This window comes from Campylobacter sp. CFSAN093246 (assembly GCF_012889415.1).
Taxonomy (GTDB): Bacteria; Campylobacterota; Campylobacteria; order Campylobacterales; family Campylobacteraceae; genus Campylobacter_D; species Campylobacter_D jejuni.
The window spans coordinates 1,017,634-1,035,079 of record NZ_CP040613.1 but is presented as its reverse complement, the minus strand read 5'-3'; the positions used below and the strand labels follow the sequence as shown (position 1 = coordinate 1,035,079).

At 30.1% G+C, this 17,446-nt stretch carries 14 protein-coding genes; 11 read left to right on the top strand and 3 right to left on the bottom strand.

Annotation, left to right across the window (positions count from 1 at the left end; all coding sequences use genetic code 11):
- Position 1: 1 nt before the first annotated feature.
- A complete protein-coding gene (locus FBE87_RS05370; RefSeq protein ID WP_100626278.1) occupies positions 2-889 on the bottom strand; it encodes an aspartate carbamoyltransferase catalytic subunit in 888 nt (295 codons plus the stop codon).
- Between the two features lie 9 nt (positions 890-898).
- Positions 899-2,122, bottom strand: a complete 1,224-nt coding sequence (gene sstT / locus FBE87_RS05365) for a serine/threonine transporter SstT (protein WP_002858067.1) — start codon at positions 2,120-2,122, stop codon at positions 899-901.
- A gap of 139 nt (positions 2,123-2,261) precedes the next feature.
- On the opposite strand from sstT, the gene metK reads away from it, so the two are divergent.
- Positions 2,262-3,458: a methionine adenosyltransferase gene (metK, locus tag FBE87_RS05360; RefSeq protein ID WP_002852836.1), complete on the top strand. Its 1,197-nt coding sequence runs from the start codon at positions 2,262-2,264 to the stop codon at positions 3,456-3,458.
- A gap of 236 nt (positions 3,459-3,694) precedes the next feature.
- Here the strand turns inward: metK and FBE87_RS05355 are convergent, their stop codons facing one another.
- Positions 3,695-5,020 carry an apolipoprotein N-acyltransferase gene (locus tag FBE87_RS05355; protein ID WP_002853913.1) on the bottom strand — a complete coding sequence of 442 codons (1,326 nt, stop codon included), beginning with the start codon at positions 5,018-5,020 and terminating at the stop codon, positions 3,695-3,697.
- On the opposite strand from FBE87_RS05355, the gene yajC reads away from it, so the two are divergent.
- Genes yajC through FBE87_RS05305 form a run of 10 tightly spaced genes read left to right on the top strand, consistent with a single transcriptional unit; the run spans position 4,993 to position 17,445 of the window.
- Entirely contained in the window at positions 4,993-5,265 is a 273-nt protein-coding gene (gene yajC / locus FBE87_RS05350) for a preprotein translocase subunit YajC (RefSeq protein WP_002786346.1), read from the top strand. The genes FBE87_RS05355 and yajC overlap by 28 nt on opposite strands.
- Positions 5,258-6,838: a protein translocase subunit SecD gene (gene secD / locus FBE87_RS05345; RefSeq protein WP_002868626.1), complete on the top strand. Its 1,581-nt coding sequence runs from the start codon at positions 5,258-5,260 to the stop codon at positions 6,836-6,838. Before yajC ends, secD begins: the two co-directional genes overlap by 8 nt.
- Positions 6,838-7,809 (top strand): protein translocase subunit SecF, encoded by a 972-nt coding sequence (secF, locus tag FBE87_RS05340; protein ID WP_002858025.1) that lies wholly within the window; start codon positions 6,838-6,840, stop codon positions 7,807-7,809. Before secD ends, secF begins: the two co-directional genes overlap by 1 nt.
- Before the next feature lie 9 nt (positions 7,810-7,818).
- The gene (leuS, locus tag FBE87_RS05335) at positions 7,819-10,248 is read left to right on the top strand and encodes a leucine--tRNA ligase (RefSeq protein ID WP_002868627.1); all 2,430 of its coding nucleotides are present in this window, start codon (positions 7,819-7,821) and stop codon (positions 10,246-10,248) included.
- Complete coding sequence (gene lptE, locus FBE87_RS05330; protein WP_002860199.1) at positions 10,245-10,757, top strand: LPS assembly lipoprotein LptE; 513 nt, start codon at positions 10,245-10,247, stop codon at positions 10,755-10,757. Before leuS ends, lptE begins: the two co-directional genes overlap by 4 nt.
- Entirely contained in the window at positions 10,741-12,138 is a 1,398-nt protein-coding gene (locus FBE87_RS05325) for a hypothetical protein (RefSeq protein ID WP_002868628.1), read from the top strand. The genes lptE and FBE87_RS05325 overlap by 17 nt, the downstream gene beginning before the upstream one ends.
- Positions 12,104-13,288, top strand: coding sequence for a folylpolyglutamate synthase/dihydrofolate synthase family protein (locus tag FBE87_RS05320; protein ID WP_100621731.1), 1,185 nt, complete (start codon positions 12,104-12,106; stop codon positions 13,286-13,288). The genes FBE87_RS05325 and FBE87_RS05320 overlap by 35 nt, the downstream gene beginning before the upstream one ends.
- A complete protein-coding gene (locus FBE87_RS05315) occupies positions 13,275-14,177 on the top strand; it encodes a M23 family metallopeptidase (protein ID WP_002852904.1) in 903 nt (300 codons plus the stop codon). Before FBE87_RS05320 ends, FBE87_RS05315 begins: the two co-directional genes overlap by 14 nt.
- A complete protein-coding gene (locus FBE87_RS05310) occupies positions 14,114-14,509 on the top strand; it encodes a polymer-forming cytoskeletal protein (RefSeq protein WP_002859143.1) in 396 nt (131 codons plus the stop codon). The genes FBE87_RS05315 and FBE87_RS05310 overlap by 64 nt, the downstream gene beginning before the upstream one ends.
- Positions 14,509-17,445 carry a DEAD/DEAH box helicase gene (locus FBE87_RS05305; protein ID WP_100626279.1) on the top strand — a complete coding sequence of 979 codons (2,937 nt, stop codon included), beginning with the start codon at positions 14,509-14,511 and terminating at the stop codon, positions 17,443-17,445. Before FBE87_RS05310 ends, FBE87_RS05305 begins: the two co-directional genes overlap by 1 nt.
- The last annotated feature ends 1 nt before the right edge of the window (position 17,446 follow it).

Below are 17,446 nucleotides of genomic sequence, written 5' to 3'. Positions count from 1 at the left end.
TTTATCCTTCATTTTCTAGTATGAGTTTTTTAAGAACAGCCATTCTAATAGCCACTCCATTTTTAACTTGTTTTAAAACTAAAGTCCTTTCATTGCTCATCATTTCATCGCTTATGTCAATATTGCGATTTACAGGGCCTGGATGTAGTAAAATAAGCTTTTTATCCTTTACTAAGCTTTTTTGAATGCAAAAATCATTTGCATAGTCTTTAAGTGAAGCATAAACGGTTTTATTATGTCTTTCTGTTTGTGTTCTAAGACTCATGATAATATCTGAATTTGCTATGATATTCTCATCAAGCTTATAATGTTTTTTAAGATGGGTATTAGGCATAAAATGTGGTGGAGCTACTAGGGTAATATCAAGATTAAATCTACTTAAAAGCTCTATATTGGACGCTGCTACACGAGAGTTTTTAATATCACCTACGATGCAAATTTTCTTACCTTCAACATTACCTTGAAAATGATTATAAATCGTAAACAAATCGAGTAAAGCTTGGGTAGGATGGGCGTGTTTTCCATCTCCTCCATTAACAACTGGACAATGCATATGCTTTGCTAATATCAAAGGAACTCCTGAGTTTGCGTGTCTTACAACAATAGCATTAGGACTCATGGCATCTAAATTAGCAGCAGTATCATAAAGAGTTTCTCCTTTGCTAGAGCTTGATCTTGAAACATCAAGGCGTAAAACCCTAGCACCTAATCTTCTTGCAGCGCTTTCAAAAGATGAAAGGGTGCGTGTAGAGTTTTCAAAAAAAATTGTCGTGATGCTTTTTCCTTCAAAAAAAGTCCTAGGTTTTTCATCTAAGAAATCACTTGCTTCTTTAAAAAGCTCCATAATTTCGACTTTATTAAAATCCTTTGTAGTGATGAGATGACGCATGTTTTTACCTTATTTGATATTGTAATTTAATTCATTTTTAGAACAAATTGCTGTAAAAAGAACATCTGTAGAACTATTTAAAGCAGTTTCAACACTATCTTGAATAACCCCTATAATAAAACCTATGGCAACTACCTTCATAGCAATATCATAGTCTATATTAAATAAAGAACAAGCCAAAGGTATAAGCAGTAAAGATCCGCCCGCAACTCCGCTAGCCCCACAAGCTGCAAAGGTGGCAATAATGCTTAATAAAAAGGCTTGTAAAAGACTGATTTCTATACCAACGGTATTGGCTGCAGTAAGACTTAAAATAGCTATAGTAACTGCTGCTCCTGCCATGTTGATAGTAGCTCCTAAAGGTATAGAAATGCCATAAAATTCTTTATCTATGCCAAGTTTAGCGCAAAGTGCCATATTTACAGGAATATTTGCCGCTGAACTTCTTGTAAAAAAGGCAAAAAATGCACTGTGCCTTAAGCAGATAAAAATTAAAGGAAAAGGATTTTTTCTTGTATAAAAAAAGACTATTAAGGCATTGATAACAAAAGTAACAAAAAGCATAGTAGCTACAAGTAAAATTAAAAGTTTTACATAACTTAGCAAACCTTGTGCTCCTGTTTGTGCTACAGAATTAGCCACAAGTCCAAAAATTCCAAAAGGGGCAAGTTTTACTACAAATTTAACGATTTTTAAAACCCCTTCATTGATATCTATAAAAACTTGTTTTGCTTCGTTAGAACAGTGTTTTAATGCTATACCTCCAGCTATTGCCCAAGTTAAAATTCCTAAATAATTTCCGCTTGAAAGAGCATTTATGGGATTATCGACAATTTTAAATAAAAGATCTTTGAAAATATCACTCATGTGGGTTGGAGATGAGTTTGTGGCAGTTTGAACTCCATCTAAAACAAGCTTTACAGGGAAGAAAAAATTAGCAAGAACTGCACAAGCTGAAGCAAAAAAGGTGCCTACTATATATAAAATGATAATATTTTTGATCTTAGCACCACTTTGAGAAAAATCTTTAGTGCAAATTGAGGTTAAAATTAAAATAAAAACAAGCATAGGAGCGATAGCTTTTAAGGCACTTGTAAAAAGTATTCCAAGTAAATTTGCAATTTCAGATATTTCTTTAGAGCTAATGCCTATAAGTATTCCTAGTGCTATACCTATGCAAATTTGAACTATGAGGTTGCCTTTAGCGTAGCTTTGAATGATTTTAGAAAACATAAAAACCTTTTAAATATTTTTTATATCAAAAGTTGATTTTAACTAACTTTTGCTTAATTTTAGAGAATTTTTAATTTATCAAGCTTTGATAAGTTTATTTGGATACAATTGTGGTTCATTTTAAATGAAAGGACTTTTTATGTATCTATTCACTTCAGAAGTCGTAAGTGCAGGTCATCCAGACAAGTGCGCTGATATAATCGCTGATACGATAGTGGATATACTCTTGAAAAATGACAAAAATTCAAGGGTGGCGAGTGAGGTTTTTGTCGCAGGAAATAAGGTTGTGATAGGAGGCGAAGTTAAGTCAAATCACAAACTTAGTAAAGCTGATTACGATAATTTAGTTAAAGATGTTTTAAAAAACATTGGTTATGACGGAGCAGGCCATTTTAGCAAAGAGCAGTGTTTACATCCTGATGAGGTTGATGTTATGGTGTTTTTAAATGAACAAAGCCCTGATATCAACCAAGGTGTCGATCAAGAAGATGGCGAAACAGGAGCAGGTGATCAAGGCATTATGTTTGGTTTTGCAAGTTGTGAAGCTGAGGAATATATGCCAGCAGCTATTAGTTATGCAAGAATGCTATGTGATAGAGTTTATGCTTATGCAAAAGCAAATCCACATGAACTTGGAGTGGATATTAAAACTCAAGTGACTATAGATTATGGCACTAAGGCGAATTTTGAAAATTGTAAACCGCAAAGTATTCATACTATAGTAGTTTCTGCACCTTGTGTTGAAAGTATGAAAATAGAAGATTTAAGATCTTTAGTGATGAAACTTATCTTAGATAGTAATTTACCAAAAGAACTTTTTGATCCTAATAAGACTAGAATTTTAATCAATCCAACTGGTAAATATGTTAATCATTCTTCTTTACATGATAGTGGTTTAACAGGAAGAAAACTTATAGTAGATAGTTTTGGAGGTTATTCTCCAATAGGTGGTGGCGCACAATCGAGCAAAGATTATACTAAAGTTGATAGAAGTGGACTTTATGCAGGTAGATGGTTAGCTAAAAACATAGTTGCAGCAGGGCTTGCTAAAAAATGTATAGTTCAACTTAGTTATGCTATAGGTGTTGCAAAACCTACTTCGGTAAGCGTGGATTGTATGGGCACAAATACCAGTGTAAATGACGATGTTTTAAGTGATTTTGTAATGCAAAATTTCTCTTTAACGCCAAATTGGATCCGTGATAAATTTCATCTGGATAAACCAAGTAAAGAAACTTTTCTTTATGCGGATGTAGCAGCTCGTGGGCAAGTAGGACAAAAGGACTATCCTTGGGAAAAACTTGATGCTCTAGAACAGTTTAAAAAGCTACTTTAAAAAATTAACAATATTATACAAGCTTAAACAAGGCTTGTATAATTATAAAGAATTAATAAAGTTATATTAATTTTTGACTTAGAGGGATATTTTTCAATATCCCTCATAAATATAAAAGTTAGGAAGGAAGCTAAATTAATTTAGCTTTGGGGTAAAAACCCCTCTAAGTCAAAATATTGTTTGACAGAATTATAATATAAAATAACTTAAATTACTTTAAAATTAAAATTTTAATATTATTTTTTATCATTAAATATTTCTTTGGATAAATTTTTCCAATCTTTGCTTAAAAGCTTTTTAGGGAGTATAACTATATTCTCTTTGCCATTTGTAGCATGATAAACACTAACCCCATATTTACTTGCATAAAATTTCATTAAGAGTTGCTGGAGTTTGTATTCGCTACTATTATTAAACCAAGCATTGTTGCTTAGGGCTATAATAATTTGTGAATTTTGATAGTTTTGTTCTTTGGTAGCTTCATAACAAATTGCATTTGTGATAATTTGATTATCTAATTTATATTTGCTTTGTATAGGACCTTTAGAAAATTCTTCAATATTTTTAAGAAAATATTTTTTTGTTAAGTCTTTAAAAAATGGAATTTCTTCACCAAAGGGAACTAAAAAATGCTTATTTAAAATATAGACATTGCCTTTTTTAAAGATATAAGTGCTATTGTAAGTATGTTCTTTTTCAACATGAAATGCTCCTGTAATAATGGTGATTTTATAAGATAATTCTTTAAGCATGAGCTCATATTTGGTATTTTTTAAATCAAAAGCAAAAGCGGTTTCAGGCAAGATTACAAGTTCTTTTTTTTCATTTATAGCTTGAAGTATATCTTGAATTAAGATATCAGAATTTGATTTTAAATTTTCTTGTAAAAATTTTTGATTTTGAGAGATATTAGTATTGATGAGTTTGTAGTTTAAATTAAGAGTTTGAGCTTGTTTTTCATTATATTGAAATCCACTAAAGAATAAAATAAGAACAATCGCTATTTTATAATATCTTGATATATAACCCTCATAGATGAAATATGCTATTAAAAATATGCAAATAATACCACGATAACTTGGGTCAAAAAAACCATAAACTGTAAAAATCCCCCAATTAAGCCAATCAAATCCTAAAGGATGGATAAAACTTATGCAAAAAATTCCACAAAGCCTTAAAAAATCAAATTTTAATAAATAACATAATCTAAAAAGTAACCCATAAATAAAACCAATGATAATTGGTATAATTGGTACTAAATAGTTTAGATTAAAATAAATTGAAGATAAACCAATCCACCAAAACCAAAGAATCCCTACAAAAAAACCTATCCAAAAATATTGTTTAGAATTTTTACTTTTTAGAAGTAAAACTAACCCCCAAATAGCTAAAAATGGGCTAATAGTTTGTGTAAAAATATTTTCAAAAAATGATAGATAAATAGAATTTGAAAGTAAAATTGCAATAAAAAAGACTTTTATTATTTTAAAAATGATAGAATTAGTGTTTAATTTTTTTGGAATAAAGGAAAAATATGGCAGAAAATTCAATTTTAACTTCATTGTTACCTCTTGTAGTGTTATTTGCAATTTTTTATTTCTTGGTAATTAGACCACAACAAAAACAAGCAAAAGCACATAAACAAATGCTTGAGTCTTTGCAAAAAGGAGATAAAATCATCACTAATGGCGGACTTATTTGTGAAGTCGTAAAACCAGAGGAGGATTTTATCAAAGTTAAGCTTAATGAAGACAATGTTACTGCAAAAATTTCAAGAGAATTTATAGCAAAGAAAATTGATGCGTAATTCTAAAATCAATTATCGCTTGATTATTTTTATGGCGGTATTTATTTTTGGAGTGGCTTTTTCACTCCCTTCTTTTTTGCAGTCAGAACGTGGTGCGAAGATTAATTTAGGGCTTGATTTGCAAGGTGGGCTTTATATGCTCTTAGGTGTAGATAATGAAGAAGCTGTAAAATCTAAAATAAAATCAATTGCATCTTCATTGAGTTATTCTTTTAATAAAGAAAATATTTTAAATGATGGCTTAAATACCCATGATGATATTTTAGAATTTACTTTGCTTGATAATGCAGATATTGCAAAAGTTGAAAATTTGCTTAAAGAAATAAAAGGAATTAATATACAAAGTGAAAATATGCACTATAAAATTTCTTTTACCTCAGAAGAAGTAAAAAATATAGAAAATTTTGCACTTTTGCAAGCAGTTGAAACCATAAGAAATAGGCTTGATCAATTTGGTTTAGCAGAGCCAACAGTTGCTAAACAAGGTGATGATAAGATTTTGGTTGAACTTGCAGGGATTAAAACCAAAGAAGATGAACTAAGAGCAAAAGAACGCATCACAAAAGCAGCACATTTGCAACTTATGGAAGTTGATGATTCTAAAATGGGTCAAGCTTCTACAATGAGCGATGCTGAGGCTGCGAGTTATGGACTGATTTTAGTGCCTGATTCTAGAAATCCAAATTTAAAATATACCTTAAAAAGTATACCTATTTTAGATGGATCTATGCTTACTGATGCTAGAGTAGGGATTAGTGATAAGAATAATTATCCTGTGATTAATTTTACTTTAAATGCCGAGGGTTCTAAAAAATTTGCTGATTATACAGGAGCAAATGTTGGAAAGCGTCTTGCTATTGTACTTGATAATAAAGTATATTCTGCTCCATCTATCAATGAACGCATAGGTGGAGGTAGTGGGCAAATCAGTGGAGCTTTTACCCAAGAAGAAGCGCGTGATGTGGCGGTAGCTTTAAGAAGTGGAGCTTTGCTTGCGCCTGTAAAATTACTTGAACAAAGAAGCATAGGACCATCTTTAGGTGCTGATAGTATTAAAATGAGTATGATAGCCTTAATCGGTGCATCGGTTTTTATTGTAGTATTTATGATGATGTATTACGGTGTGGCAGGAATTTTTGCAAATATTGCAATGCTAGTTAATGTTTTGGTAGTAGTTGCCGTTATGGCTATGTTTGGAGCAACTTTAACTTTACCAGGGATGGCAGGACTTGTTTTAACTGTGGGTATGGCAGTAGATGCAAATGTGATTATCAATGAGCGTATACGAGAACTCTTGCGAGATGGAGTAAATATAAGAGTTAGTATAGAACAAGGTTATAAAAATGCTATGAGTGCGATTATAGATTCAAATATCACTTCTTTAGTTACTTCGGTAGCGCTTTATGCCTATGGAACAGGAGCAGTTAAAGGTTTTGCTGTGACTTTGGGAATTGGTATCGTTGTTTCTATGATTACAGCTATTTTAGGAACTCATGGAATGTTTGATTATTTTATGCAACGCATAGAAAAAAATAATAATACAAGATTTTGGTTTGGTTATAGGAGAAGATAATGCAGTTTTTTAGCGAAAAGAAAATTTATGATTTTATGAGAATGCGTTTTGCTGCTATTTCCCTTTCTTTTATTTTGTTTTTTGGTTCTATTTATTTACTTTGGGATAGGGGTTTGCAATATGGCATTGATTTTAGCGGAGGAACTTTAGTTCAGCTTAAATATGAAAATGCAGCTCCTATAACGCAAATTCGAGAAATTTTAGAAAATCAAGGAACTTTTCAAAATTTATCTGTAACTGAGTTTGGAAGCAATGAAGAAGTAACTATACGCTTTTTAGGAAGTAATGATAATGTAAGCAATGATATAGGTGAGCATATAAGCACTCTTTTAAAGGATACGGGAAAATTTGAAGTGCGTCGTGCTGATGTGGTAGGTCCAAAAGTAGGTGATGAACTTAGAAATAAAGGACTTATGGCTATAGCTGTATCTTTGATAGCAATTTTAATTTATATAGCGTTGCGTTTTGAGTGGCGTTTTGCTCTTGCGGCTATAATCAGTGAAATTCATGATGTTGTGATTACTTTAGGAGCAATTTCTTTATTTAAAATTGATGTCAATCTAGATACTTTGGCTGCTGTTTTAACTGTGCTTGGATACTCTTTGAATGATACAATTATTATTTTTGATAGAATCAGAGAAGGTATTAAAACAAGTAAAAAAACCGAACTTGCACCTATTATTAATGAAAGTGTTTCAGCAACTTTATCAAGAACGGTTTTAACTTCAGGGTTGACTTTAGCAACCGTTGTGATACTTTATTTCTTTGGCGGGGAAATGATACAAGGATTTTCTTTGGCTTTAATTGTAGGTATTATAGCGGGAACTTTAAGCTCTATTTTTGTTGCAAGTCCGACATTATTATGGTTTAAATTTAGTGTGCTTGAGTTTAGAAATAAAGAAATTGAAAAAGCAAAAAGAAAACAAGATAAAGAACGCAATCGTGCAATGTATGAAAAAGGAACTGTGTAAGGAGAATTTATGGCTTATGAAGCAAGTTTAATAGAAAAAAAATGGCAAAAAATTTGGGATGAAAATGAATATTTTGAGCCAAAAGATGACTTAAATTTGCCTAAAAAATATATTTTATCGATGTTTCCTTATCCTAGTGGACGCATTCATATGGGGCATGTAAGAAATTATACTATAGGTGATGCTTTGGCAAGATATTATCGCAAGATAGGTTTTAATGTTTTACATCCTATAGGTTTCGATAGTTTTGGCATGCCTGCTGAAAATGCAGCTATTAAACATAAAATTCATCCTAAGTCATGGACTTATGAAAATATAGCTTATATGAAAAAAGAACTTTTTTCTTTAGGTTTTTCTTTTTCTAAAAAAAGAATGCTTGCTACTTCAGATCCACTTTATACAAAATTTGAGCAAGAATTTTTTATTAAGATGTTTGAAAAAGGTTTGATTTACACTAAAGAAGCAAATGTAAATTGGTGTGAACAAGATCAAACGGTTTTGGCTAATGAGCAAGTTGAAGACGGAAAATGTTGGCGTTGTGGTCATGAAGTAGTGCAGAAAAAAATGCCAGGTTATTATGTAAAAATCACTGCTTATGCTGAGGAACTTTTAAAAGATTTAGAAGAATTAAAAGATAAATGGCCTAATCAAGTTTTAACTATGCAAGAAAATTGGATTGGTAAAAGCGAAGGTTTGGAATTTTCTTTAAATTTAGACGAAGAAAGCAAGCAAAAAACCAAAGAAAGTTCTTTAGAAGTTTTTACTACAAGAGCAGATACAATTTATGGAGTTTCGTATATCGCTTTAGCTCCAGAACATAAGATTGTTCAAAATTTGCTTTCGCAAAATTTATTAAATCAAGATGTATTAAATAAAATCAAAGTTATTCAAAATCAAAGCCCAAGAGAAAGACAAAGTTCTGAAAAAGAAGGTTATTTTTTAGGAATTTATGCCATTCATCCTTTAAGCGGAGAAAAAATTCCTTTATGGGTGGCTAATTTTGTCTTGGCTGATTATGGTAGCGGAGCGGTTATGGCTGTTCCAGCTCATGATGAAAGAGATTTTGAATTTGCAACAAAATATAATCTTGCCATCAAACAAGTTGTTCAAACTCAAGAAAATTTACCTTATATGCAAAAATTAGGAAAATTAATTAATAGTCAAGAATTTGATAATCTTGATTGTAATGAAGCAAGATTAAAAATCATTTCTCAGTTTGAAGCTAAAAATATAGGAAAAAGGGTTGTAAATTTTAAAATTCGTGATTGGGGTGTTTCGCGCCAAAGATATTGGGGTGCGCCTATTCCTATGATTAAATGTCAAATTTGTGGTATAGTGCCTCAAAAACTAGAAAATTTACCTATTACCCTACCTGAAGATGTGCAAATTACAGGTGAGGGTAATCCACTTGATAAACATCCAACTTGGAAAAATTGTATTTGTCCCAAATGTGGCAAAGAGGCTCAAAAAGAAAGTGATACTTTAGATACTTTTTTTGAAAGTTCTTGGTATTTTGCACGTTTTGCAAGTGATGAGAAAACTTGGCAGGAAAAAGCTTTAGATGAAAAAAGTGTAAAGTATTGGATGAGTGTGGATCAATATATAGGTGGTATTGAACATGCAATCTTGCATTTGCTTTATGCGAGATTTTTCCAAAAAGCTTTAAGAGACTTGGGTTATTTAACACAAAATGAACCTTTTGATAGACTTTTAACTCAGGGTATGGTGTTAAAAGATGGAGCTAAAATGTCAAAATCAAAAGGCAATGTTGTAGATCCTGATGAGATTATAGAAAAATACGGTGCTGATACCGCAAGACTTTTTATACTTTTTGCTGCGCCTCCGGCTAAAGAGCTTGAATGGAATGATGATGCGGTTGAAGGGGCTTATAGATTTATTTGTAAACTCTATGATAGGGCGCAAAATGTTAAAAAAGGTGAGCTTGTAGAATTAAAACAAGAAAATTTAAATAAAGAAGAAAAATATGCAAGATTAAAGGTATATGAAGCTTTGAAAAAATCTTTTGAAGTTTATCATCAAAGTTTTGCTTTTAATACTTTAATTGCAGCTTGCATGGAAGCTTTAAATGCTTTAGCGCTTTGTAAAAATGAAGCTTTGGAGCAAGAGGCTTTTTATATTATTTTAAATATTTTAGAGCCTATTATTCCTCATGTTTGTTTTGAGCTTAGCGAGGAGCTTTTTAAATGTAAAAATTTCAAAAAACTAGAACTTAAGGAAGAGGTTTTTGTAAAAGATACTTTAAATTTAGCTGTAAGTATTAATGGTAAAAAAAGGGCTGAATTTGAAATTTCAAGTAGTGCGAGTAAAGAAGAAATTTTAGCTTTTGCAAAAGAAAATACTGCTAAATGGCTTGAAGGTAAGAGTATAGTTAAAGAAATTTATGTGGAAGGAAAGCTAGTTAATCTAGTGATTAAATGAAAAAGATTTTAATTTTTTGTATAGGTTTATTTTTAGGTGCTTGTGGATATGTTCCTACATCAAAAATCGCTAATAATATTTTCGATGAGAAGGTTTATGTTAATGTTGAATTAAGTCAACAAGACCCAAAAAATAGTATCTATGTTGCCGATACTTTAAAAGAAATGGTAATTTCAAAACTAGGGCGTAAGCTTGCTTTAAAACATGAAGCTGATGATGTAATCAATGTTAAAATGAATAATTTAGAATTTATTCCTTTAGCTTATGATAAAAATGGCTATGTTATTAGTTATAAAGCTAAATTAAATTTAGATTTTAATGTTGTCTTTAAAGATGGTTCAAGTCAGGCTTTTAGTACAAGTGGAAGTTATAATTTTGAAATTTCTCCAAATAGTATTATTAGTGATTCTGCAAGGTATGAGGCTATTCGAGCAGCTTCAAGCGAGGCATTTGATGAGTTTATTTCCGTAATTGCTATTAAAGGGCAAAAACGTGATTCCAAATACTAATGAAATAGCAAAGCAAACTTTAATTACATTAAAAGAAAGAAAACTAAAACCAACTCCTGAAAATTATACGGAAATTTTTGAAGAATTATCTTTAAAATATGGTATTACAAGTTCAAATAAGGCTAAACTTGATAAATACAAAACCTTGCTTTTACCGATTTATCAACAAGAATTAAATTCTAAAACTATAAGAAGTTTAGAAGAACTAATTAGTTTTTTAATTTCTGTTTTAAATAGACAAAGCGGAAAACAATTTAGTGAATTTTTTGATTTTTTATATACCATATCTAAAACTTTGCAAATAAGTAAGGATAAAAAGATAAGAGATTTGGCTAAGGTGACTTCGATTAGAATTTCTAAAACTATGGATAGTGAAAGTATTTACTTGCTTACTAAAAAATGGAAAGAGCTTGAAAGAAATTACGATGAAAATGACTTAGAAGAACAAGCTCGCAAATATGGTATTAGTAAATATGATGATTATGATAGCGTGATTAAAAAACTCTTAGTTAAACTTGAAGAGCGTAGTTATGAGCACTTTAGTGAATTATTATGCTTGGGTTTAAATCCTTCATTGGTAGAAGATTTAAAAATTCAAGGTTTTATACAAAATTTAACACAAAAGCCTTTTGTAATAGGCGAAGAAAATTTTAAAAATGAACTAATGGAATTTATAAATCATCGTATAATGGTTGATAATATGTATGTCCAAAAAAATTTAAATTTTTTTAATGATAATCTAAAAAAAATCTATGAATTGCTTGTCTTACTTAATAAATCGAATGAAAAAAATATGGATTTTATCAATACTTTAAAACCAGATGAAAATGGGGAAGTAAAACTTAGTTTTGAGGATTTAAAACTAAAATTTAAACAACTTGGAGAAAAAATTACATCTTTAAATAATCAAATTGAATTCACGCAAAGCTTAGAAGAGAGAGAGGCTTGGAGTGTTCTTAAAGAGCTTGATAAAATGGATGAAAATTTTAATAAGTATAAAGTTAATTATTCTTTAGCTTTATTTTCTATAGTAAATTACCGTTTCATTATGGAAAAATACGGTATGGGAAGTTTGAATGAAATTTTTGTTCGATTTAAAAAAATTTTAAAAGATTCTTGTAGCGAATTTGATGAACTGTGGATGATAGATGAAAAGAGTTATTTGATTGTTTCGCCAGGAAAAAGCAAAGATGAAATTACACAGCTTGTAAATACAAATCTTAAAACTATAGAAAATTTTAGATTTATTTATAAGCAAGATATTATAACTCCTAAAATTCACGTGGCTTATCTTGATAAGCAAAGTAAGCCAAGTATTAATATTTTAGATGAGTTAATAAAGCAAATTGCAGCGGTTAATGAACAATATAATGAAAGTTGAGAATTTTTTAGCTCAAAAAAGTATAAATTACGATAAAATTGATCGTTTTTTGATGTTTAGAATGTATGAAAAATATAAGAAATATTTTAAAAATATTCCTATAATCCAACTTATAGGCACAAATGGTAAAGGTAGCACGGGTAGATATTTAACCCAACTTTTAGAAAATTTAAATTATAAAATAGGGCATTATACTAGCCCGCATATTTTTAGTTTTAATGAAAGATTTTATCTTGATGGTAAGATTGCAAATGATGAAGAATTAGAACAAGCTCATATAAGACTTGAAGAAATTTTTAAACAAGACTTGCAAAAATTAAGTTATTTCGAATATGCTACTTTTTTAGCTATGATTTTATTTCAAAAATGCGATTTCATTGTTTTAGAAGCAGGAGTGGGTGGAGAATATGATGCTACTTCTGTTTTTGAAAGAAGAATGAATATTTTTACAAGAATTGGATTTGACCATATTCAAATTTTGGGCAATTCTTTAGAAGATATTGCAAGAACCAAGCTTAAAGTTATGGCGCCTATAGCACTTATAAGCGATGAGCAAGAGCAAAATGTTTTAAATTTAGCAAAAAAAATTGCTTTTTTAAAAAAAGCTAATTTGCAAGTTTCTTCTTTAAATCCTTTTTTGAAAGAAACATTTGAGATTTATTGTAAAAAGTTTGTTTTACCTTATTTTTTAAAGCATAATTTAAAGCTTGCATTAAAGGCTTGTGAAATTTTAACTTCGCAAGAAAAAACCTTAGAAGCTTTAAAAAAGTTACAAGAGTTAAATTTACAAGGAAGATGCCAAGAAATTTCTCCAAATTTTTTTGTTGATGTGGGTCATAATCCCATGGCTGCTAAGGCCATGCTTGATAAATTTCAAGGAGAAAAAATAAATCTTATTTATAATGCTTATTTGGATAAGGATATTTTTCAAATTTTAAATACATTAAAGCCTATTATTGATACAATACAAATATATAAATATAAAAGTGCAGAACGAAAGCTGGCCGATGATGAAATTTATAGTATTGCATCAAAGCTAGGCATACAATGTAAAGAATTTGTAAAATTAGAAGAGAATAAAAAAAATCTAGTTTTTGGTTCTTTTATGCTGGTAGAAAATTTTTTAAAGGAGTGGTGTGGTAAAAAATAAATTCACTATTACCATTACAGATATTAACGGTTCAAGACATTTTTATTTAAATCAAATAATCAAAAAAATAGTTTTTTATATTATTGCTTTTATTGTTTTATTTTTAGTTTTTAGTGGTTTTTATATCAAATATCTCGATAGCAAACTTAGTGATATCAGTGAAAAGCGTGAGGAGCTTTTGAAAAAAAGCAAAGAATTGGAATTATCTAATTCGCAAATGCAAAAAAGCATAGAAGAAAAAACTCAGCAGTATGCAGCTATAGAAGATAAAATAGCTTCTTTTGAAGAGGCTTTGGGCTTAGAAGCAGAAAATAATCTTACAATTAGTGCAAGACTTGATAATCTTCAGCTTACCAATGAGCAGCAACTTGGAATTTTGGGGCAAATTCCTAATGGATGGCCTATTGAAAATAAAGGCATTACAGGAAATTTTGGCTGGAGAGAGCATCCGCTTTTAAAAAGAAGGGAATTTCATCCTGGTATTGATTTAAGAGCAGAAATTGGTACTCCTATTTATGCACCAGCAAGTGGAGTAGTGGAATTTTCAGGTTATAGTGATAATGGCTATGGCTATAATGTAATTTTATTGCATAATTTTGGTTTTAAAACAGTATTTGCTCATATGATGCGCAAAGAAGTGGTCAAAGCAGGTCAATTTGTTAATAAAGGGCAGTTGATAGGTTATAGTGGCAATACAGGTCTTTCTACGGGGCCGCATTTGCACTATGAGGTAAGGTTTATTAATAAAACTTTAGAACCTTTGTATTTTTTAAATTTGCAAAGAAAAAATATGAATGATTTTTTTAATCAAGAAAGGAGAGTTCCATGGCAATCTTTAATAAAGGCGGTATCAGCCCAACATCCAGCTCTAGCTCAGAAACAACAGTAATTTCTTCAGGTGCGAGAATTGAGGGTAAATTTTATTTTGCTTCTATGCTTCATGTTGATGGAGAGTTAAGTGGTATTATTCATTCTGAAAGCATTGTGGTTATCGGAAAAAATGGAAATTTAAAAGGTGAATTACAAGCAGATAAAATTGTAGTAAATGGGTGTTTTGAAGGGCAACTTGAGGCCAATAGTTTAGAAATTTTAGCGGGCGGAGTTGTTAATGGTGATATTTCAACGCAAAAAATTTCTATAGAAAATGGCGGTCGCTTTAATGGAACTAGTAAAATTAAAGAAGATACTATCAAACTTATTGAAAATAACAACGAAGAATAATGCAAGCTTCATTTTATGAATACTTACAAAATCCAAAAATTTGTGAACTTTTTCTTTGTAAAGATGAAAAACAAGCAGATTTACTCGCTCAAGTTTCACGATTTAAGGGTTTAAAAACCTTTGTTTTACCTGATTTTAGAGCGCAGTTTGGAGATGATTTAAGGGCTTTTTCTAAAGAACTTTTTGATCTTTGTAAGATTTTAAATGCTTATCATAAAGAAGAAGAAAAAAAAATCCTTATTTCTCCTTTAAATACTGTTTTAAAAAAACTTCCTTCAAAAAAACATTTACAAAATTATCATATCGATAAAAAACAAAATTTTGATTTGAAATGTTTTGAAGATGAAATTTCAAGATTGGGATACGAATTTGTAGATATAGTTCAGGATAAAGGTGAAATTTCAATTCGTGCGGATATTATTGATATTTTTTGTATCAATGAAGAAAATCCTATTAGAATTTTGCTTTTTGGCGAAGAGATTGAAAGTATAAGATATTTTGATTTGCAAAGTCAAAAGTCTATTCCTAATGAACTGGAACATTTTGAAATTTGTCCTTTTTTAAAATATTTTGACAAAGAAAATTATGAAATTTTTAAGGATAAATTAGAAGATTTTCAAAGCGATACTTTAATACATGATATCAATTCTTTAGGGTTTTGGTGTATTGATGATTTTTTTGATTATTTGGAGCTTGATTTTTTAGCTTGTGAAAAGTTTGATATTAATGAATATGAAAAAGATATAAGTTTTGTGAATGCAAAAATTTTACCTCAAGCTAAAAAATTTAAAGAATTGCAAAGTTCTTACAATAAAGATTTTTTTGAATTTCATAAAAATAAAAAAATCACACTTTTAGCTAAAAACGAAGCTTTATTTAAAGCTTTAGAGCTTGAAGATACTCAAAATATCCATTTTATAAAAAGTGATTTAAGACTTAATCTTATTAGTCCTGAAGAGCTAATCATTTCTTTAAATCAAAACAAAAAACAAAAAACAAGAAAAAAAGCTAGTTTGATTATAGATGAGCTTAAAAATGGGGATTATATAGTACACGAAGATTATGGGGTAGGTAAATTTTTAGGTCTTGAGATGATAGTGATAAGCGGAGCAAAAAAAGAGTTTGTTGCTATAGAGTATCAAAATTCTGATAAGCTTTTATTACCAGTGGAAAATCTTTATTTGATTGATAAATATTTGGGCGTGAGTGGATCTATTCCAAGCTTAGATAAACTAGGTAAAACAAGCTTTATTAAACTTAAAGAAAAATTAAAGACTAAACTTTTAGCCATAGCTTCTGAAATTGTTATTATGGCGGCTAAAAGATCTTTGGTGCAAGCAAAAAAAATTACAGTGGATTTAAATAGACAGACTGATTTTATAGCTAGTGCGGGTTTTATTTATACAAGCGATCAAGATAAAGCCTGTCATGAAATTTTGCAAGATTTTCAAAGTGGAAAAGTCATGGATAGGCTTTTAAGCGGTGATGTGGGTTTTGGAAAAACAGAAGTCGCTATGAATGCTATTTATCCAGTAGTTAAAAGTGGATTTTGCGCATTTTTATTTGCGCCTACGACTTTGCTTTCTCATCAGCATTATAAAACCTTAAAAAAGCGTTTTGATCCTTTTGATATAAAGGTTTTTAAACTGGATCGCTTTACAAGTAGTGCAGAAAAAAAACAAGTTTTACAAAATTTAAAAGAAAATAAAGCTTGTGTAGTTGTAGGAACTCATGCACTTTTAAGTGTAGAATGTGAAAATTTAGCCCTTGTTATTATTGATGAAGAGCATAAATTTGGAGTGAAGCAAAAAGAAAAGCTTAAAGAAATCACTCAAAATTCACATATTTTATCCATGTCAGCAACCCCTATACCAAGAAGCTTAAATCAAGCTTTAAGTTCTATAAAATCTTATAGTGTTTTGCAAACTCCACCAGAAGATAGAATGGATGTAAGAACTTTTGTCAAAGAAAATGATGACGCACTTTTAAAAGAAGCTATAGCAAGAGAGTTAAGACGTGGTGGGCAAATTTTTTATATTCATAATCATATTGCAAGTATAGAGCAATGTAAAAAGCATTTATTAGAACTTTTTTCTACTTTGCGTATTTTGATTTTACATTCTAAAATCGATGCCAAGATGCAAGAAGAAGAAATGTTGAAATTTGAAAACAAAGAATATGATTTGCTTTTAAGTACCTCTATCGTAGAAAGTGGGATTGATTTACCAAATGCAAATACTATCATAGTAGAAAAAAGCGATCGTTTTGGCATGGCTGATTTGCATCAATTGCGTGGGCGTGTAGGAAGAAGTGATAAACAAGGTTATTGTTATTTTTTAATTGAAGATAAAAATGCTATTACAAAAGATGCTTTAAAGCGTCTAGTTTCCTTAGAAAGTAATTCTTTTTTAGGCGCAGGTTCTATTTTGGCTTATCATGATCTTGAAATTCGTGGCGGTGGAAATTTATTAGGCGTAGATCAAAGTGGACATATTGAGCAAATTGGATATAGTTTATATCTTAAAATGTTAGAAGATGAACTTAATGCTTTAAGTAAAAATGAAGTGGATCAAAAAGAAAATAAACTTGATTTAAAACTCAATGTTAATGCCTTTTTAAACAGCGAACTTATCAGCGAAGATCGCTTAAGATTAGAACTTTATAGAAGACTTAGCAAGTGTGAGCAAGTTCATGAGGTTTATGAGATCGAAGGTGAAATTGAAGATCGCTTTGGAAAACTTGACATTTATACTAAGCAATTTTTATCTTTGATTACTATTAAAATTTTAGCTTTAAATAAATTTAAAAGCATTAGTAACTATGAGCAAAATATTCAATTTACTGCTTTAAATGATGAAAAAGAACTCATCAAGGCAAAAAGCAAAGATGATGATGATATTTTAGAGGCAATTTTAACGCATTTAAGAAAGGCTTAAA